Origin of the sequence: Paenibacillus sp. 7516 (assembly GCF_002272715.1) — a bacterium.
Lineage (GTDB): Bacteria > Bacillota > Bacilli > Paenibacillales > Paenibacillaceae > Paenibacillus > Paenibacillus illinoisensis_A.
Genome location: NZ_NPBI01000002.1, coordinates 115,078 through 135,820, shown reverse-complemented (window position 1 = coordinate 135,820; position 20,743 = coordinate 115,078). Strand labels below are relative to the sequence as shown.

15 protein-coding genes are annotated in these 20,743 nt (G+C 45.7%); 5 read left to right on the top strand and 10 right to left on the bottom strand.

The genetic code is table 11. The annotated features are described in order from the left end of the window. The first annotated feature begins 88 nt into the window (after window positions 1–88). Both CHI14_RS00695 and CHI14_RS00690 read left to right on the top strand, forming a co-directional pair. Window positions 89–1,264 carry a M20 family metallopeptidase gene (locus CHI14_RS00695; protein WP_095286496.1) on the top strand — a complete coding sequence of 392 codons (1,176 nt, stop codon included), beginning with the start codon at window positions 89–91 and terminating at the stop codon, window positions 1,262–1,264. Between the two features lie 252 nt (window positions 1,265–1,516). Then, window positions 1,517–3,268, top strand: coding sequence for an alpha-glycosidase (locus CHI14_RS00690; RefSeq protein ID WP_095286495.1), 1,752 nt, complete (start codon window positions 1,517–1,519; stop codon window positions 3,266–3,268). A gap of 75 nt (window positions 3,269–3,343) precedes the next feature. On the opposite strand, the gene CHI14_RS00685 is transcribed toward CHI14_RS00690, so the two are convergent. The 3 genes from CHI14_RS00685 to glgB all read right to left on the bottom strand — a co-directional run bounded on the left by CHI14_RS00685 (window position 3,344) and on the right by glgB (window position 8,631). After that, on the bottom strand, window positions 3,344–5,050 hold the full coding sequence (locus CHI14_RS00685) for a right-handed parallel beta-helix repeat-containing protein (protein ID WP_095286494.1): 1,707 nt from the start codon (window positions 5,048–5,050) through the stop codon (window positions 3,344–3,346). A gap of 135 nt (window positions 5,051–5,185) precedes the next feature. After that, window positions 5,186–6,628 carry a glycogen synthase GlgA gene (glgA, locus tag CHI14_RS00680; RefSeq protein ID WP_095286493.1) on the bottom strand — a complete coding sequence of 481 codons (1,443 nt, stop codon included), beginning with the start codon at window positions 6,626–6,628 and terminating at the stop codon, window positions 5,186–5,188. Next, entirely contained in the window at window positions 6,625–8,631 is a 2,007-nt protein-coding gene (glgB, locus tag CHI14_RS00675; protein WP_095286492.1) for a 1,4-alpha-glucan branching protein GlgB, read from the bottom strand. Before glgB ends, glgA begins: the two co-directional genes overlap by 4 nt. A 196-nt stretch (window positions 8,632–8,827) precedes the next feature. Here glgB and CHI14_RS00670 point away from each other — a divergent pair, with 196 nt between their 5' ends. After that, entirely contained in the window at window positions 8,828–10,054 is a 1,227-nt protein-coding gene (locus CHI14_RS00670; RefSeq protein WP_095286491.1) for a glucose-1-phosphate adenylyltransferase, read from the top strand. A 75-nt stretch (window positions 10,055–10,129) separates the two neighbouring features. Here the strand turns inward: CHI14_RS00670 and CHI14_RS00665 are convergent, their stop codons facing one another. The 5 genes from CHI14_RS00665 to CHI14_RS00645 all read right to left on the bottom strand — a co-directional run bounded on the left by CHI14_RS00665 (window position 10,130) and on the right by CHI14_RS00645 (window position 15,671). Beyond that, window positions 10,130–11,635 carry a sensor histidine kinase gene (locus CHI14_RS00665; RefSeq protein ID WP_249280944.1) on the bottom strand — a complete coding sequence of 502 codons (1,506 nt, stop codon included), beginning with the start codon at window positions 11,633–11,635 and terminating at the stop codon, window positions 10,130–10,132. Then, window positions 11,632–12,330 carry a response regulator transcription factor gene (locus CHI14_RS00660; RefSeq protein WP_095286490.1) on the bottom strand — a complete coding sequence of 233 codons (699 nt, stop codon included), beginning with the start codon at window positions 12,328–12,330 and terminating at the stop codon, window positions 11,632–11,634. Before CHI14_RS00660 ends, CHI14_RS00665 begins: the two co-directional genes overlap by 4 nt. Further along, window positions 12,323–13,639 (bottom strand): hypothetical protein, encoded by a 1,317-nt coding sequence (locus CHI14_RS00655; RefSeq protein WP_212676965.1) that lies wholly within the window; start codon window positions 13,637–13,639, stop codon window positions 12,323–12,325. The genes CHI14_RS00660 and CHI14_RS00655 overlap by 8 nt, the downstream gene beginning before the upstream one ends. 22 nt (window positions 13,640–13,661) lie before the next feature. Further along, the gene (locus CHI14_RS00650; RefSeq protein WP_095286488.1) at window positions 13,662–14,387 is read right to left on the bottom strand and encodes a phosphonate ABC transporter ATP-binding protein; all 726 of its coding nucleotides are present in this window, start codon (window positions 14,385–14,387) and stop codon (window positions 13,662–13,664) included. A gap of 84 nt (window positions 14,388–14,471) precedes the next feature. Next, window positions 14,472–15,671: an MFS transporter gene (locus CHI14_RS00645; RefSeq protein ID WP_095286487.1), complete on the bottom strand. Its 1,200-nt coding sequence runs from the start codon at window positions 15,669–15,671 to the stop codon at window positions 14,472–14,474. 202 nt (window positions 15,672–15,873) lie between these two features. On the opposite strand from CHI14_RS00645, the gene CHI14_RS00640 reads away from it, so the two are divergent. Together CHI14_RS00640 and CHI14_RS00635 are read left to right on the top strand one after the other, a co-directional pair. Next, on the top strand, window positions 15,874–16,794 hold the full coding sequence (locus tag CHI14_RS00640) for an ArsR/SmtB family transcription factor (protein ID WP_095286486.1): 921 nt from the start codon (window positions 15,874–15,876) through the stop codon (window positions 16,792–16,794). A 44-nt stretch (window positions 16,795–16,838) separates the two neighbouring features. After that, a complete protein-coding gene (locus tag CHI14_RS00635; RefSeq protein WP_095286485.1) occupies window positions 16,839–17,603 on the top strand; it encodes an HAD family hydrolase in 765 nt (254 codons plus the stop codon). 57 nt (window positions 17,604–17,660) lie between these two features. On the opposite strand, the gene CHI14_RS00630 is transcribed toward CHI14_RS00635, so the two are convergent. Both CHI14_RS00630 and fur read right to left on the bottom strand, forming a co-directional pair. Beyond that, window positions 17,661–19,991: a type IA DNA topoisomerase gene (locus CHI14_RS00630; RefSeq protein ID WP_095286484.1), complete on the bottom strand. Its 2,331-nt coding sequence runs from the start codon at window positions 19,989–19,991 to the stop codon at window positions 17,661–17,663. A gap of 125 nt (window positions 19,992–20,116) precedes the next feature. Next, window positions 20,117–20,608, bottom strand: a complete 492-nt coding sequence (gene fur, locus CHI14_RS00625) for a ferric iron uptake transcriptional regulator (protein WP_283163780.1) — start codon at window positions 20,606–20,608, stop codon at window positions 20,117–20,119. Window positions 20,609–20,743: the final 135 nt, after the last annotated feature.

The following is a 20,743-nucleotide window of genomic DNA, read 5'->3' as shown; positions in this document are numbered from 1 at the left end:
ACTTACAAATCCTGACTTGTTTCTGAAAAAACCAAGCAAACGTGATATAATGACTAAATTATTTTCATTTTGCACGAAGGAGTTCACGATGACACATACCAAATCACAAATTTTGTCGGTTATTGATCAATATGCTTCCCGTTTTAAGGAGATTTCATCATACATTGGTGCCAATCCCGAACTCGGGAACGAGGAATACCTCGCTTCTGCCCGCTTAAAGGAAGAACTGGTATTTCACGGTTTTGAAGTAGAAGCTCCCGTACTTGGACTGGGTACGGCTTTTATCGGCACCTACGCTGCTGCCAAAAAAGGACCAACCATAGCGCTGTTATGCGAATACGATGCACTTCCCGAGATTGGTCACGCTTGCGGCCATCATCTGATCTGTATGATGAGCCTGGGTGCTGCGGTCGGTCTAAAGTCCATTCTGGATGAAGTTGGAGGAACTTTAAAAGTCTTCGGCACACCTGCGGAGGAAACTCGTGGCGCCAAAGTTCCAATGGCTGAAGCAGGTCTGTTTGATGATTGTGATGTCGCACTGATGGCCCATCCTTACTATGCTTATGAGAAATCGGGCAGCTCTCTGGCCATTGATGCCGTGCAATTCGAATTCCACGGCAAATCCTCTCACGCCGCGGCCAGTCCGCATGAAGGGATCAATGCTCTCGATGCCGTCATTCAAACCTTTAATGGTATAAATGCATTTCGCCAGCAGGTGAAAAGTACTGTCCGGATCCATGGTGTTATTAATAACGGTGGTCATGCTGCTAACATCATTCCCGACTACGCTTCTGCCCAATTTTACGTACGCGCCGCAACCAGAAAAGAGCTTAACATACTAACACAGCGTGTTATACAAATTGCCGAAGGTTCTGCGCTCCAAACAGGCTGTCGTCTTGTGACTTCGAATTATGAAACGTCATATGACGAGATGGTAACCAATGAATCTTTATCTGCAGCGTTCAGTGAAAACCTCATGGAACTTGGTATTCCACAAGACGAGATCGTTAGCGGAGATGATCATGGCTCCATGGATATCGGTAACGTATCCTTACGCTGTCCTGCAATTCATCCTTACATTCGGGTCGTTGATGAGGTTCATACCCTGCACTCCATCGAATTCCGCGATCTGGCATTACAGGAACGGGCACTGGATGGCATGATCTTGGGTGCAAAAGCACTTGCCACAACAGCTTATGATGTGCTAACGAAGCCTGAGCTGCTGCAAACGATTCGAACAGAGTTCGAACAGGCCCTACGATAATATAAGTTATAAGTTTACAGAGACAACCAATGAGGTGTTCTCTACAGATTGGATGGATATCACCAGGTCTGCAGAAAACACCTCTTTTCTTTATTTCGCATACGTATATTCAAGCCTATCCTGGAGATGCTTGTGAAATGAAAATGATGAAAACAATGAAAATTTTACTAATTATGTAAACCTTTCTTGGTTCATTTGCTGTCTAGCTTGGTTATGTAATGCTATACTCATCTTGAAACAGGAGGTGCTGTCATGCTGCTCGAAGCGATGTATCACGTTCCCCGTGACAAGTGGGCTTACGCCTACAACACGTCTACGATTCATCTGCGTGTACGTACGAAGCGAGATGATGTAGACTATGTGACTGCACTGACCGGTGATAAATATGATTGGGACGGAACCTACAGGGAAATTCAACTGGAAAAAGCCGCTTCGGATCGGATGTTCGACTACTGGGAGGCTGCGGTTAAACCCAAATTCAAACGACTTACCTATATTTTTCGAGTCACGGCGGGTCATGAAAATGTATTTCTGGCCGACAATGGGATTCACCGTGATCCCCCTTACCCTACTGGAGGATATTACGAATTTTCGTACATTCATGAAATTGATGTGTTTAAGGTTCCAGAATGGGCCAAAGAAGCTGTGTTTTACCAGATCATGACCGAACGGTTCGCCAATGGCAATCCAGACCTCAATCCCGAAGGAACTCACGCCTGGGGAGGTACGCCGGAGCTGGATAACTACTTTGGCGGTGACCTGCAAGGCGTCCTCGATCATCTGGATGATCTAACCAAACTTGGCGTAAATGCTATATATTTTACCCCCCTCTTTCAAGCCAACTCTTACCATAAATATGACACCATTGATTATAAAAAAGTAGATCCGCATTTTGGAGATAATGATCTGCTCAAAAAAGTCACAGAGGAATGCCACCTGCGTGGTATCCGCGTCATGCTTGACGCCGTTTTTAATCATTGCAGTGAAGATTTCCCGCCTTTTCAGGATGTGCTGAAAAATGGAAAACAATCAAAGTATGTAGACTGGTTCCATATTAATGAATTTCCTGTCGGTATTAAGAATGGCATACCCACCTATGATACCTTCGGTTTTTATGGAAATATGCCTAAATTTAACACGGCCAATCCGGAAGTGAAAGCGTATCTGCTGGATGTCGCCGAATACTGGATTAAGGAGATCAAGCTCGACGGTTGGAGATTGGATGTAGCGAACGAAGTGGATAACCACTTCTGGCGAGATTTCCGCAAAGTAGTTAAAACGGCGAACCCGGAAGCCTATATAGTGGGCGAGGTTTGGAGTGATTCCCTGACATGGCTGATGGGTGACCAGTTCGATTCCGTTATGAACTACCCTTTTGCCGATAAAGTCCTGGAGTTTTTCTGCGGTTCCATGGATGGCTACAACTTTGCAAATGAGATGGGGTCCCTCATAATGCGGTATCCCCAGCAAACCAACGAAGTGATCTTCAATATGTTATGCAGTCATGATACGCCTCGTCTGCTCTCCCGATGCGGTGAGGACAAACGCCGATTAAAACTGTCCGTTGTATTCCTGTTTACCTACATCGGTACGCCGTGTATCTTCTACGGAGATGAAGTGGGCATCAGCGGTGAAGGAGATCCCGATTGCCGCAAATGTATGGAATGGGACCCTGCCAAGCAAGATCGGGAACTCTATGACTTCTACCGGCTGATGATTGATCTGCGCAAAAGCAATGAGGCACTTCGCAAAGGCCGCTTCCGCTTCCTGAAAGCGGATCACAACGATCCCTGTATCGTATACGAGCGAATGGATGACCAGCTTCACTTTACCGTCTGGATGAATAATACCCCAGATGCACGCACCCTCTCTCACCCTATGGAGACCAGGGACTGGAGAGATGCTCTAACCGAAGATCCCGTTATTCCCACAGATGGCATCATGAACATTAAGCTCGATCCTTACGGTTATCGAATTCTATACAGACAACTGGATCCTTCATAAAGGAATCTCCTAATTCATCAGATCCATGCACCCTTTCTTCGATCTGGTGTTTAGGAGGTTTTTTTATGATAAATGCTAAACCTTGGTCCCCTTAATATTCCCATTGGCATCGACAGTAACTCTCCAGCGGGTGGAATTAGGTCCCGTCAGTACAAGGTCGTTCACCAGTTGATAGACAGAACCATTGTTGTCCTTAACTACATCAATCACAACGTTTTTTCCATTCGAAAAAGCGCTGGACCCGTATAAATATCGACCAGTGGCACTAGACGATACCAGCAACACATTATCTTTGATAATGTTATTTTCCACAACCCGATTGGCATTATCAAAATGGACTGCCCACCAATTCCCATCATAGCTCATGCGATTGCCCGTTATAACGCTGTTTGATCCACGAATTTTCAGTGATGTGCCTTTACCCGAAATTGAATTGCTTGTGAATGTCACATGATCATTAATGCTGACCATCCGGTCAGGATTGGTCGTGACAAAACCAGGCTGAATGATATTGCTGGTGGCGACTACCCCATTACTTAAGTCCATTGCTATGCCTGCTTTGGCAATATAATTGCCTTTGATAATGATGTTTCCGTCTGCAATGATCCCCCAATGATTGCCATTAGGAATCACGATATTATCGGAGATGACGCCAATATCCATGACTTCAATCCCGTTATTGGTTCTTGCCTCAATGGCTGCTGTAGGACTCGACTTCAAAATGGTATCAATATAATTGCCCTGAATCACAAAAATATGGTTGCTCACATCATTTGGGTTGAATTGGGAAGGGAGAAAGGAGACAGAAACTACAGAACTGTTTCGAATATTACGGAAGAAGTTTGAAGTGACGAATGCGCCTGTAAACCCGATAAGCCCTACGCCAAAAGCTGTTCCGATTACACTGTTATCATGGATATGCAGGCTCCGGGCCCCTGTCTCGCCACCTTCATTGTTACATGTAATGCCTCCACCTACTTTGGGCACATTCGGCCCTTGCTGGCCTGCTGTAAACGTAGTATAGTCTGCATCGGTTGACAGTACGGGAGTATGAAGATAGTTTGTCGTTACGAATACATTCCATGTTGCTTTAATGAGGATCCCATCACCCAAGTATCGGTAGCAGTCATTTTGGCTAATGATGACAAAGGCCAGATTGGTCCTAACTGCAATGGGCTCTTCACCCAAGTGGTGAAGCTTATTGTTTCTAATGATAATATTTCTTGAAGGATTCTCCTGACTGGTTGAACCATTTACGCCAATGCCGTCCGTAAATTTGCTAATATCATTATTTTGCAATATGACGTTGCTGGAATTCTCTACGTAAATGCCTGTTCTTCCTTTGGCCCATCCAGCCTGAGTTGTACGCCTTAACGTTAGACCACTTACTTCAATGTGGTTGCTGTTCTCGAAGCGTAAACCCTGATCCGAAACTTCCAATATGGCTCCCGGGTGAGCTCTGATGGTTACCGCTTTTCCATTAAACGTATAAAACCATCCCGATTTTATGACTTTGTAGTGTCCCGGCGTGAATAATAAAATATCACCTTCTTGCGCTGAGTCAAAAAAAGCTTTGATCTGTGCGGATTGGTCAGTTCCATCACCCGGAGCGAAGTTTTTAACGTCAATGATATTTCCAGGTATAGAAGATTCAACCGCTGCAATATTTCCCAAAATCTGACTTAACATTGCATTCATCTTGAGAGGATCAAATGTTTCATTCCCACCCCATGCCTCCAGATTCGGATTATAAGTGGAGGTGAAATTAATATGATTGGCCATTTTACCAACTCTCTTTCATCCATTTTTCAACCTCATTCACTTCATTCGACCTCTACAGGGCATTCCAACATGGCTCCTGATTTATTCTCCAAAAAAAGCCACAGTACGATATACTGCGGCTCCGTGGTTTAATCATTATTTTGTATTCTCAACCGTAATGCTGCGATAAATGTCCATGTATTCGTCAGCCGAAACATCCCAGCTGTAATCCCCGTTCATGCCATTTTTCACAATCTTCTTCCAGTGGTCAGGCTCGCGATACAACTTCTCGGCACGGCGGATCGTATTCATCATGTCATGTGCGTTAAAGCTGGTAAACGAGAAGCCGTTCCCTTCACCGCTGAACTCATTGTATGCCTGCACGGTATCGTTAAGACCACCCGTTTCACGGACAAGCGGCACACTGCCATACCGGAGTGCTAACAGCTGACTTATGCCGCACGGTTCAAACTTGGAAGGCATGAGAAATATATCACTTCCTGCATAAAAACGACGGGATAATCCATCGTTGAACTTGATTTGGGCTGACATTTTCAGTGGGTAACGATAGGACGCCTCCCTGAACCAATGCTCATAGGCAGGATCCCCTGTTCCCAATACGGCAAACTGGATATCGTCGTAGTACAACAGTTCATCCAATATGCGACAAACGAGATCAAGTCCTTTAGAGTCAACAAGACGGGTAACCATTACCATCAATGGTGCGTCCGGACGGACAGGCAGTCCAAGCTCCTTCTGCAGCTCAATCTTGTTCTCCGTTTTCTTAGATAGGCTTGTTCTGTACTTAACCGGGATTTTGTTGTCAGTCGCCGGGTTGTAACTCTTGGTATCAATACCATTCACAATTCCGGTAAATCCTTCGCCAAGCGAGCTAAGCAAACCGTCCAGGCCATAGCCGTAATAGGAAGTTTTCACTTCCTGTGCGTAGGTGGGGCTTACTGTTGTTACATGGTCTGAATAGACAATACCTGATTTTAGAAAATTGACATTACCATAATATTCTGCGCCATCCATGGTGAAATATCGGTCGTCCAGTTCAAGCAGATCGCTGAATAACGAATGTGGGAATACACCTTGATACAACAGATTATGTATGGTGAATACGGTACGTATCTCACTATAGAATGGCTCATGTGCGTAATGCGCCTGCAGCAGCAGCGGAATCATTCCCGTATGCCAGTCATGACTATGAAGCACATCCGGCTTGAAGTCCAGCAGCGGCAATACCTCGAGTACCGCGCGATTGAAGAAAGCAAATCTCTCCCCATCATCCATATACCCGTAGACACCGTCACGGCCAAAATAATATTCGTTATCGACAAAATAAATCGGGATTCCGTCATGGACGAGCATTTCAATGCCGCAGTATTGTCTGCGCCAGCCCAGTGGAACATCAGTCACGATAACCGGCTTCATGGCCTCCTTATATTCGTCAGGGATCCCTTTATATTTGGGTAAAATGACACGAACATCTGCCCCAGCCTTTTTCAAGGCTTGAGGCAAAGCTCCAATAACGTCAGCGAGTCCACCTGTTTTGATAAATGGATGGCCTTCAGCAGCAGCGAATAAAAGTTTCACGCCTTTTTCCCCCTTTTTGATTTGGCAGTGGTCTTATTTGTATTTTTGAGTACTTTTGGTCTGACAGAAGCGACTTCATTTGCTGTCTCATCCGTTTTCCGCCGTGTATTCTTTTTTAGAATAACCACGCTTAGCGGAGGCAAAACAATCTCCAGACTGTGGGGATGGCCATGAAAAGGAATCTTTTCGGTAGCTATCTGCATATCATTCAATATACCTGATCCCCCGTAATCGGGATGATCACTGTTCAGAACTTCGGCATACATACCGGGACGCATGACACCAATCCGGTAACGCTCCCGCTTGACCGGCTGGAAGTTAACAAGCACAAGGAGTGTATCCGCAGGTTTTTTTCCTTTGCGTACATATGAAATGACACTTTGGCCATGGTCATCCGGAGTGATCCATTCATATCCGTCCAGGGAATGATCAAGCTCCCACAACGCTTTTTCGCTCAGGTACAGCTCAGACAGGTCACGTTCAAACTTGTGGAGTTTGCGGTGACTGTCATAATCCAGCAAGAACCAATCCAGTTCATCCTCATCTTTCCATTCAATAAACTGGCCAAATTCTCCGCCCATAAAGAGCAGCTTCTTGCCTGGGAAAGTCATGAAGTAACCCAAGAAAGCTCGCATGCCATCAAACTTTTGTTCGTACGATCCTGGCATCTTGTCCAGCAAGGACTTTTTGCCGTGTACAACTTCGTCATGCGAAAGAGGCAGCACATAATTTTCAGAGAAGGAGTAAACCACAGGAAATGTCAGCAAATGATGCTTCGATGGACGATCGTGGAAATCAGTTTTCATATAATCCAGCGTATCGTTCATCCAACCCATGTTCCATTTATAATTGAATCCCAGTCCGCCTACGTCCACAGGAGACGTGACCATCGGCCATGCACTGGACTCTTCAGCCATCATCAGCGCATAAGGATAATACTTGAAAATCGTTTCATTGAGTTGCTGCAAGAAGGCAACAGCTTCTTTATTTTCCACCCCCCCGTCTGCATTGGGACGAAATTGGCCAGAATGCTTTTCAAAGTCAAGCCTTAACATGCTGGTAACCGCGTCTACACGCAGACCATCAAAATGATACATTTCCATCCAGTACAGAGCATTGGAGATAAGGAATGAACGAACTTCCGGTTTCGAATAATCAAAACTTAGTGTGCCCCACCCTGGTTTCTCAGCCAGCAATGGATCTGCATATTCGAACAACGGTGTGCCATCAAACAAACGCAGACCATGAGCATCTTTGGCAAAGTGTGCAGGCACCCAATCAAGTAATACACCTATTCCAGCCTGATGCAGTGTATCCACTAAATACATTAAGTCCTGGGGACCTCCAAAACGGCTTGTCGGTGCGAAGAAACCCGTACTCTGATACCCCCAGGAAAGGTCATAAGGGTGTTCACTGAGCGGCATCATCTCCACATGAGTGTATTTCATTTCTAATAAGTAAGGAACGAGCAGATCCGCGATCTCTCTATAACTGTAGAGGGAGCCGTCTTCCTTGCGCTTCCATGTTCCGATGTGCATCTCATAAATATGTAAAGGCTTGTTATATACAGCCCTCTGTTTCCGTCTCCATGCACCATCGTTCCATTTGTAACCCTGGATGGAACTTGTAATGGAAGCAGTGCGAGGCCTAACTTCGGCGTGAAATGCATACGGGTCTGCTTTCAGCAGTTCTGTTCCGTCTTCCGTTAAAATACGGAATTTGTATAATGTTCCTTCACTGATTTCCGGAAAAAAACGAGTCCAAAATCCAGAATCGGGTATCTTATATAAAGGTGCCTGTTCACCTTTCCAATCATTGTGGTCATGAGCCAACCCTACTTCCTTGGCATTTGGAGCCCAGACGGTGAAGCGATACCCCTGACGATGATCCTGAGTCGCAGGCTGTGCGCCTAATATTCGATAACTGTGATGAAGGTTTCCTTCATGAAACAAATAGATATCCTCCGGCGAAATGGCCGGATCTGCCAATGGTTGAATGGCCAAGAGATCACCTTCTTCCCCTAGAAAATAGATATAACGTTAACCATTACCCCATTCTAGCCAAGTTGAAAAGAAAAATGACGTGTTTAAAAAAATGTTGTAATTTTACAGGAATTTTACAGTATACATCGTTTCAACAGCTCCACTTTGCGTTTATGTAAGTACTACACTGGACAAATATCTTGGGAGGGAAACGATTATGTTTAATAAAGATTGCATCGCTATGCTGTTGGCGGGAGGAGAGGGGAAAAGATTAGCCCCATTGACCTCAAGTATTGCTAAACCCGCTGTACCGTTTGGCGGGCACTACCGGATTATCGATTTTCCTCTCAGCAACTGCGTAAACTCAGGAATCGATACGGTTGGAGTATTGACGCAGTACCAAGCTGAATCTTTACACGATCACATTGGTGGAGGAGAACCATGGGGACATGGGAATTCGGAAGAGGCAGGAATCTCCCTGCTTCCATCTTATCATACAGGAAATGACGAATACTTGGGAACGGCGGATGCCATTTATAAAAATATCGACTATATTGACCAGCAAAACCCCGAAAATGTTCTAATTTTGTCGGGAGATCACATTTACCACATGAATTATCGTGACATGCTGGAATCCCACAAAGCGAACAAAGCTGTTGCGACCATTTCGGTCATGGAAGTTCCTTGGGAGGAAGCACATCGCTTCGGAATTATGGCTGCGGATGAAAATATGCGTGTGACCGAATTTGCAGAAAAGCCCGCTGAACCAAAAAGTAACCTGGCTTCCATGGGTATTTACATGTTTAATTGGGAGTATCTGAAACGCCATCTTCTGCTGGATGCAGCTAATCCGAATTCCAGTCACGACTTTGGTAAAGACGTAATCCCTCAGATGCTTAATGAAAACAACTCTCTTTACGTGTATAACTTCGATGGTTACTGGAAAGATGTTGGTACTGTAAAAAGCTTGTGGGATGCACACATGGATCTGCTGCATAACGAAGAAAACTGGAGCCTGCACAAAGAACACTGGCCAATGTTCACTCGTGACTGGAAAACCAAATTAAGTGCTCACAAAGCTCGTCATTCCCGTGCTGAGCATGCGTCCTCCATGGTTCATGAGTCATGCACCATTGAAGGTCGTGCAGAGCGCTCTGTTATCTTCTGCGGTGCTGAAGTAGGAAAAGGTTCTGAGGTCAAAGACAGTGTTATTATGCCAAATGCCCGTATCGGTAGAGGTGTTCATATCGAACGTGCCATTATTGGTGAAGGTGCTATTATCAAGGACGGCGCCATTGTCAAAGGCACTGCTGATGAAATTGTCGTTGTAGGCCCTAATGAGGTTGTATCTGCCAAACCGGCAGTCCGTACTCAGCCTGCACGTATTCTGAAAGAAGTGTATGAGAAAACCGGTCGCTTGCGCGCTGGCGAACTCTCTTCATAATATACCAAAAAAGGCAAGCCGTTGATGGCTCGCCTTTTTTGGTGCATTCAGAATCTGTCAATTGTAATCAGGTGTTTATTCGCTTTTGCCTGTACCCGAATCCGGATTAATATGTTGTGCCCCGCTCTCTTGTTGCGTTTCTGAAGTGAGTTCATTAACCTGATGCTCAGTTACGATCTCTTCTTCCGGCAAAGCAGGCAGTTCGATCGTGACGGTTGTCCCCGATCCGAGTTCACTTTGTATCGTAATCGTTCCTTCGTGCAGCTCCACGAGTTCTTGCGTGATGGCAAGCCCCAATCCTGTTCCACCATTCTGGTGATTAACCTGGAAGAATCGATCACGTACTTTGATGAGATGCTCCTCGCTAATCCCGATCCCGGTGTCCTGCACAGCCGCTATGATCTTCCCGTCCTCTTCTTTTACCGACAGATAAATCCACGAATTTTCGTGTGAGAATTTGATTGCATTATCCACGATGTTCAGGAATACCTGTTTCAGGCGATTTCCATCACCATGCACGTTAAAAGCACGGGTCTCATCTGTGTCCAGCTTCAAATGTATTTGCTTTTGTTCCGCTTTGGCCCAAACGTTTAACATCGTTTCCTGCACAATCTCGCGAATGCTGACCGTACCTTTGACCAGCTTCATCTGATTTTGCTGCAGTTTGGAGAAATCCAGCATCTCTTCGACAAGCCCGATCAAGCGTTCTGTTTCTTTCGAGATAATGCTCATGCCAATACGTGTCTCATCCGGATCATATCCGCCTGAATCCAGCGTTTCACTCCAGCCTTTAATACTGGTCAGTGGTGTTCTGAGCTCATGAGAAATGGATGATATAAAATCATCCTTGATCTGGTTACTGCGAACAATCTCATGAGCCATAAAATTCAGTGTGGATGCCAGCTCGCCAAGTTCGTGCTTATAGTTCCCTTTGACTCTGACATCCAGACGTCCTCTCGCCATCTGGGCAGATACCGCGGTAATATTGTTAATGGGACGGACGATGGAATTCGCCATACCAATGCTGATAATGAGAACAATAGCCAGAACAGCGATCCCGACGGCAACGGCAAGCAATCCCATGACAAGCAGCTTCGAGTTTACATTTTCGAGAGAGGTCAGATATCTTACAATGTACGTATTCTCCCCACCCAGATCAAGTTTGTGCGAAACGGCCATGACTTGCTCACCGGTGCCCGGTTGTCTGCCTACCCACCGTCCCGTATTGCCATTAATGGCCTGCATGATATCACTTGTCTGCATTACGGCACGGTCAGACTCGAAGGCCGCAGAGCTGGCAAGAACTCGTCCGTTGAGATCAAGAATTTCGAGCTCTGTGCTGGATAGTTCCAGGTTCGAAAGTAACTTCGACAGATTTCCATTATCCGCATTATCCTCGCGGGCGATGGGCTCCAAAAAGTCTTTTGACATGGAAATATGAGAGCTGATGGTATTGTAGATACTCTCGTAATAATACCGCTGCACCGCAAGCATAAAAATAAATTCCACCAATAACAGAGCAAGCAGAACTACGAAAAAATAATGTAGTACGATTTGCCTGGTGATGCCTTTTTTAATCATTGCTCCCGGCCCTTCCATTTATAACCGTGACCCCATACAGTCTGCAGGTATTCAGGTTCGGAAGGATTATTCTCGATTTTCTGGCGTAGGCGGCGAATGTTCACATCCACAATTTTGGGATCCCCCATATATTCCTTGCCCCATACATGATCCAGGAGCAAATCACGGCTAAGTGGTGTGTTCTCTTTTTCCAGGAAGAATTGTATAAGTGAAAATTCCGTTGGAGTCAATTCAATCAACTCATTTTGTTTTTTAAATTGCTTTGAGATCAAATCAAGAGAAAACGGCCCTGATTGGAATGTGACCTTAGCTGCAGTCTCCCGATGCACATTTACTCTGCGCAGCAAGGATTGGATTCGTGCGATCAGTTCGGTTGGGCTGAATGGTTTGCTTACATGATCGTCTGCTCCAACAGAAAGAGCATATACCTTGTCCTGTTCCTGAACCTTGGCCGTCAAGAAAATGATGCCCAAACGTTCATTGGTTTCACGGATGCGACGACACACTTCAAAACCGTCAATGCCAGGTACCATGACATCAAGAAGAGCCAGGTCAATATCTGGTACAGTTTGCAAGATGCGAAGTGCTTCATGCCCATCTCCTGCTTCAAGCACTTCGAACCCGTTTCTCTTCAAATTGATAACGATAAAACTACGGATGGATTCTTCATCCTCAAGAATAAGTACTTTACTCATTTAGTTCTCCCTTTCTGTTCAGCTGAGACATATTATCAAGTAATCCATCATTACTATCCTGCGCATTACGTGAAGCAATCACCCGGTCGTTTGTTCGGGTAATTTCCTTCCATCTCTTTCCTTTCTCCTGTTCCCACTGAGAAAGCGTAAAATATTTAATTTCACCCACGGTTTCATCCGTATCAATCATTTTAAATCGAATATATTTTTCTTTTTCCGATTTGGTGTCAATGGTAATCTTCCCGTACCACTCCGGCTTTAGATTTAAATGAAACAGATTGGCATCATCACGATACTGGAACGAAACAAATTCTTTTCCATCCTTGCCATCCCATTGATAAAAGGTATAAAACCACATGCGGGAGTCAAACACGTAATGTTCCCAGCCTTTTGGCGTTTCCTTTAGCCCAAACTCAATAATACCATCATTGTTGAAATCACCGCTTAAAATTTTGTCATCTCTATAGGTTTGATCAGGTGATTTGAAGGCATTCACCAGTTTGTTATCCTTCACATAGATCAGTTGTGAGAAAGAACTGCGGTCATCCAGCTCTGCGTCCAGCACAATACCCATTTTATCCTTGGCGATTTCTCCTCCAAGCGCATTGTAGATCTCTTTAACCGTATAATCGGTCTGCAGCCGATCTACTTCCTTAAAGCTGCCTTCGTCATACTGATACAACGCTACACTTGCAAACCCAGTGTTATTTAGGGCTACAATGGCAAAATCGCTTTGTCCATCCCCATTCAGGTCCAGTGTGTTACCTTGCTGATCATCAATAATAAATTGGTTATAAGGGACTCCACCCAATACCTGCTCAAGTGCACCGCCATTATATGAATAGGCCGTCAGTGCTTTTTGATCCTGCAGACTCACACCGAGTATGATATCCGGGTTTCCATCGTTCGTGATATCCAACACTTTAAAGGATTGCAATTCACTTCCCGGAACGTCAAACGTCAGTTTCTTAACCCACGTATCTCCCTGTTCCTCCAGGAGCATGCCATGGATACGCACATTCTCATTGGGTGTTTCGTAAAATACGATAGCTTCGCGGGTTCCATCCCCGTCGAGATCTTCAACACGGATCATGCTGGTATTGTTCATGTCTTTGGGACGAATCAGATTGCTCTCTGGAGGCTGCTCCTTCTGAACAACGTAAAACAATTTTTCTTTGTCCGTGGACAGCATGGGTTTCTTCATCAAGCCCTTGGGGTCGCTTATGACCGTACATCCGCTAAGAACGGAGCCGAGCACCACCGTCACTGCTCCACACGCTAACAGGCGCCCCCATCTTGAGTTAAGCAATTTCATCACTCATTTCAATAGTTTAAATCATGTTTTTTTCCTTCTGTGTCAGTCTACGTCCACGTATATCAAAGGCAATCTTGCCTTCTGCAAGACCCCAAATGCGAGTTGCATGTTTCTCCGCCATCTCAATTGGTAAAACGGCAATAACCGTTGCCCGTTCTTCTTCGCACAGTTTCCGCAGCGTCTCGAGAACGGTATCGGCAGTATGCGGGTCAAGCCCAATTACTGGTTCATCCGCGAGAATGACTTTGGCCCCATGGGCGAGTGCTCGGGCAATCGCTACACGCTGCTTCTCACCACCGCTTAGCTTTTCTGCGGTTTGATGAGCCTTATCCAAAAGTCCGAGTCCTTCAAGATAATCCATGGCACCCATATAATCATCGGAACGGACCATTCCAGTCACCATTCTCCACCAAGGCGTCTGACCAGACCGACCAATCAATACGTTTTTGAGTGCGGACTTTCTAGGATAGAGCTGAGGATTCTGTTCCAAGTATGCCCATTCACGCTTAATTTTCCGTTTGCCGGACCAGCCTTCTTTCAAAATTTCGACACCGTCAACCGTAAATCGGCCGCCATCCCATTTCTCCATCATGGCCAGGCACTTAAGCAGCATGCTTTTTCCACTGCCGCTTGAACCGACTACTGCGATCATTTCACCTTGTTGCATATCAAATCGTATATCCCGCAGAACCGGAACACGGTCCGCTCCAACGGATTTACTCAAATTCTCAACTCTGATCATCGCGATGTCTCCTCTTGTCCATGTTTTTCCCTACTATATAGTGTACTCGGAAATGGACATCAATTTCCATGCGAACACCAGCTTCTATTTTAACACAGAATGAGAACTTGGTTTATGTTGGAACAGGACACCTGCGGCACCAAAAAGCAAATAAAAACAACCAAGCAGGATAAACATGCTTCCGGGTGAGATCCAATTGATCATCTGACCACCCAAATTCGGCCCCAGAATACTGCCTATCGTAAAATGGAACGAGGCCACGACGTTCGCTGCTGGAAGAAGTGCCTTTGGTAAAATATCTGCTGCATAGGCAAGTCCAAGCGAAAAAAACGACCCCACCAGCCCGCCTGCTACAGTCAACAACACCAGCGTCCACCAGAAGTGAGTTCCGGCCACAGGTACCAGCATAAACATGACCCCGCCTGCAATACCAGCAGACATTAACACTTTTTTGCGTCCAAAGCGGTCACTGAGGATACCCAGTGGTAATTGCAGAAACAATCCTCCAATTCCCACAAACGGCAGTAAAGATGAGATCTGATTGGCGTCTAAACCGATCCGCAATCCATATACCGGAAAGTTGCTGTTCATCCCGGCTTCCATATAGCCATACAAAAGCGCTGGTATTAATGCATACCATGCCCATGCCCAGCTGCGACGGAATCGGCGTTCCGGGAGCTGACCATGCTCTGCTTTTTCCGGTTTGGTATCAGGAAGCTTCATTAATACAAGCAGGAGCACAGCCCCCATGCAAACGAAAAGAACCCAGAACGGCACTGCCTCGCCGAATCCGAGCAGCTTAATGCCCAAAGGCCCGATACTGAAGCCAAGTCCGTAGGACATGCCATATAGGGATATGTAACGACCTCTCTTTTCGGGTGCCGTCACGAGAAGCACCCAGAGCTGAGCAGCATAATGTAATGCACTATCGCCTATACCAACGACGAGACGAAGAATAAACCATATTTTAATATCCGGTAAATACGGAAAAAGAATCAGGGGAAACATAACAAATAGCAGGCCGCCGACAATCAGCTTTTTAAAACCAACCGCTCCGAGCAGCCGTTCAGCGACCAGAGTCATGGCAAAGGAACCTACATACAGCGCTGCTGCATTGAGGCCATTTAACCCTGGGGATACCCCTTTTTGCTCCAGAAAAATGGATAGTACAGGAAGCAATAATCCTTGACTAATCCCTGCTACAACTATAACGATGATCAGGATGAGATAGTTGGATGTTGAATGTGATGATTTTGCGACATTAATAGATGACACGAATTTCATTCCTCCTGCGGACAACCAAAAGAAAAATCGCCATCGCTGACGACTTTTCGCATGTTATTCATATTCATATGATAAAGCGCTGCTTACCGGTGCATTTGCCCCGGACTTGAACATTATAGTGGACAACGCCCTGCAAAACAAGCCATAATAGTACATAAGTCGCTGCGTACATTTAGATGTGACGGGAGGATTCTGCATCGTTATGACTTATCATGTCAAGATTGATGTTTCACCGATATATGAAATGCTGAACAGTTTTCTTGTATATGTCACGAAAAAATGGATTCAACATCTGGATGTTGGACCCGAATGGATTCTTGAAGTGGAAGGCAAACTAAGTTCCAACGTACGTGCTGCTCTCGCACCTGCGTCGACTTGGCCTTTTGATGATTTTGATGTTTTGTTCGCATGGGCTGCCTACCGGACCTGCTCTTCAGAGAATCAGGATTTTCTTCATATGCTTGCGAGTCTGCCTGCAGAGGAATTGTTTGCACGTGTATCTCCTCTTCTGCCGAGTATTACAATAGAAGAAACAAGTCGTATTCGGGACAGTTACGTGCCCCTTTTACGTCTTTGGGACCAGCATTACTGCCAAAATATAAGTGACGATTATCGTACCTGGCTGGAAGAGGACGCTCATGAGAAGCGAATTCTTTTGGAGAAAATGGGACCTGAACTGCTTATCGAATATGCTACAGCAGGTGTTATTGTGGAACCAATGCCCGGATTAGATGAAGTGATTCTATTCCCCACAGTACATAACCGTCCAATTAATATTTACTGCTTCTACGAAGGCATGATGATTATGCAATACCCGGTTGATACTCCTGAAGAGAATGAAGATCAGCCGCCAACCTGTTTGCTTCGTTTTACTCATGCTTTGGCTGATCCCGAACGGCTTCGCCTGCTTCGTTATGTATCCGATGAGCCGAAGTCGCTTGCGGAGATGTGTGAAGAATTGAACAAAGACGAAGACATGGTTAAAGATCAGGTTATGGCGCTACGTGTCGCAGGTTTGCTGCGAACCCATCTGCTCGGCAGTAACCGCAAAGAGAAATACAGTATCCGGCCGGATGGCGTGTCTGAATTGAACATGTTCCTGGAATCCTATATTCGCATTTAAATGAGGATGTAACTGGAGTTGCCGGCTGCAAGGAGTGATTTGAAATGAACACGATTAAACAGCATATCATTTTCGATCTGGACGATACACTCGTCTATTGCAACAAATATTTCAACTTAGTCCTCGGTGAGTTCTTCGAGAACATGCAGGAGTGGTTTGACAATCATGCATTAACCGTTCAGGACATTCGTGACAAACAACTGGAGATTGACGTGACTGGTGTTAACCAGGTCGGATTTGCAAGTCACCATTTTCCACAGTCTCTTATTGATACGTATCGCTATTTCTCTCAGAAATATGCAAGAGCCACTTCCACTGAAGAAGAAACGTTCCTCACTAAGCTTGGTATGAGTGTATATGATCGGGAGGTTGAACCATACCCTCACATGGTTGAGACACTGGAAAGTCTGCAATCAGCCGGTCATGCCCTCTATCTGTATACCGGAGGCGAAACGGTGATTCAACAACGGAAGATTGATCAGATGAAGTTATCCGCTTATTTCGATGACCGTATCTATATAAGGCAGCATAAAAACGTCGAAGCCCTCGAAGGCATTTTATCTTCCGGCCCTTTCGACCGCAAGACAACATGGATGATCGGAAACTCATTACGCACGGATATTTTGCCGGCAGTCACGGCTGGAATCCATAGCATTTATATCAAACAACCAAATGAATGGCAGTATAACATTGTTGAACTGCAGCCCAATCCGGAGACTTCGATGTACACCATCACGGCTCTCGAAGAGGTGCCTCAAGTCATTCATGAGAATATTCAGCAGCAGCAGCAAAAAAGGACCCTGGGTTAAGGGTCCTTTTTGTTTACATCACATCTGTGATTGCTTTATTTTTTATGAACTACCTTATTAGTCCTGCCTCTCGGCTGACAGCTTGCCCGAAGATTGATCCTGCAGGATGATCCGGGCCTTAACCGTACTTCCGTCCTTACGTTTGAAAGACAGCACCTGAGTGCTTCCCTTCTCGATCAAAGACTTTAACATCGTACTGGTTATTTTTTTGCCAACGTACTCTTTCCAGATGACAAACCCACAACCTTCCTTAAATCGCGTACACCCATACCCTTTTTTTCCCTCTATAATCTGACCTGTACATCCCGGCGAGGGACAAGAAGCCAAGGGCTCACGAACACCGGCATTTGCCGAGCTCGCAGATGCAGTCTTGGCCACTGAGACTGCTGTGTTACTCGATCTGGAGACAGACCCTGAAGGCTGCTTTGATGTTTTTGGGGCTGAAGCTGCTGTTTTCGCTGATGTTCTTGTACCTGATTTTGAGGATTTTGCTCCCTTGCCTTTGCCACGTCCCCCACGTGAATCTTCACCAAATGCATCTGCAGGTGCAGGAGCTTGGACACGCACCTTATCAATGATGGACATCGTAAACTTTTTAACGTTCTCCATAAACTTATCCTGACCGGCTTCCCCTTTTGAAATCTGATACAATCTTCTCTCCCATTGTCCAGTCATCTCCGGAGAGGTTAACAAATCAACTCCGGCTCGCCGAATCAATTCGATCGCTGTTCGGCCTTTTAGCGTCAACTGCATCTTTTTCCCCTGCATCGTGATATAACCAACATTTTTGAGCCGCTCGATGGTTGCAGCTCGTGTTGCTGGCGTGCCCAGACCGCTGTCCTTCATGGCATCTCGCAGTTCCTCGTTTTCGATCTGCTTCCCCGCACTTTCCATCGCTTTCAGCAAAGTTCCCTCCGTATAACTTTTGGGAGGTTGGGTTGCTTTCTCCTTGAACTCGCTCTTGCTGCACTGCACTGGAAGTTCTGGCTGCACAGAGAACGACTTATCCGTCCATTCTTCGGATTCTTCTTCCTCATTATTGTTCTTCTTCGTTTTTTTCTTTCCCGAGCCATTCTGCTCTTGATCTGTAGAAGGCAGAACAAATTTCCATCCGAGTGACAGCAGTTCCTTCACAGAAGTTTTGAACTGATGCTGCTCTACTTCAGTAAGTACGGTATGCTGTTTATACTCTGCAGGCGGATAGAAATGAGACAAAAACCGTCTGAGGATCAGGTCGTAGATGTTCTGCTCATCCTTTGATAAGGTACCCGGCCTTTTTAACGTAGGCAAAATGGCATGGTGATCCTCAACCTTGGATGGATTGCAGACTCCCTTGTTATTCTTATGAACCAATTCAGGTTTTGCACCAATGGCCAGTTCACTATAGGGCCCGTTCTTTAGCAGGTTTAATGTTTTGTGCATACCCTCAATATTCTGTTCCGTAACATAGTTGGAATTCGTCCGCGGATACGAAATAACCTTGTGTTTCTCGTACAAGGCCTGTGCAATGTCCAGTGTCTTCTTCGCTCCGTACCCATACTTGGCATTGGCTTCACGCTGCAGCAGAGTCAGATCATATAGTCTAAACGGATACTCCTTCGTTTGCTTCGCCTCATACTTGGTAATATGTCCGGTCTTGCCCTTCACACTGCTCGCTATCGCTTCAGCAGCCTCCGCGTCCGTGAGCTTGTCTCCCTGGCGTAACCCTCTGTACTCTACACCCTCCTGACGGAACCAGGCGGCGACTTCATAAAATGTCTGTGATTGAAATGCCTCAATCTCCATTTCCCGATCATAGATCAACGCAAGAACGGGTGTCTGTACACGTCCCACAGATAAGAGCGCGTTATGCCTAGTCGTAAAGGCACGTGATGCATTCATGCCAATCAGCCAATCGGCCTCACTTCGGGCGCGAGCAGCATGAGTCAGATTTTCGAACTCTGATGCATCCTTAAGCCCATCAAAGCCACGCTTAATGCTTTCTGCAGTCAGGTCCGAAATCCATAATCGTTTAACCGGCTGACGCAGCTTCAACTGCTGTTGAATCAATGCAAAAATATACTGGCCTTCGCGCCCGGCATCACATGCATTTACGATTGATGATGCTCGTTTGGCAAGATCTCCAATCATCTTCAGCTGATCTTTGGTTCTAGGATTCGGCACGATTTTGAACTGATCCGGAATAATGGGCAGATCCGCAATATTCCATCGTTTGTATTTCGTATCATACGCATCCGGTTCAGCAAGCCCGAGCAGATGACCAATCGCCCAAGTGATAATGTAATGCTCACCTTCAAGATAACTGCGATTGTTCTTGGCTCTTGGTTCTATGACGGCGGCAATGGTTCGACCCATATCAGGCTTTTCCGCTATAACCAATGTCTTCATCCGTCCATCTCTCCTCCTTCACCGTCCACATGACGGCAAAAAGGGGCCTTCCGCCCACGGAAGCCCCTTGCTTCTGAATCCTATTATATCAGATTTTGATTCCGGGAGCATCCTCCGTGGAACAATTAGCCTGCAGCTTGTTCATTTACGGCCTGCTTCTCCCGGCATTCCCTGCATACACCCTGAAAGTCAAGACGATGATCCGTCACGGCAAATCCGTATTGACGTTCAATCTGCTGCTCCAGACGAAGCAAGCCATCTTCCATAATTTCTTCCACGGTTCCGCACTCTGTGCAGATCAAATGATGGTGATGATGGGAGCCATCTGTACTCCGCAGATCGAAGCGTGCAGCACCATCTCCAAAATTAATTTTCTCTACAACCTGAAGGTCACTTAGCAGCTCAAGTGTCCGATATACGGTTGCCAGACCGATCTCAGGAAACTGCTCCTTCACCAGCAGAAACACTTCCTCGGCACTGAAATGATCCTTTTCATGTTCAAGCAGCACACGTACCGTCACTTCACGTTGTTGTGTCAATTTATATCCTTTGTCTACCAATTGCTTTTTAATGTCAAATATTTGTTCTGAAATGCACTTCTCCCGGTTTCTTGCCATAGCTGGTCGCACCTCCGGATTTAAATTCTCTATTTAACGATGTCATTTGTTGTCTTATTTATAATTATTATAATCTAATAATAAATCTTTACGACTTAAAAAGCAATGCTATACCGCACACTAGCTCAAATTATT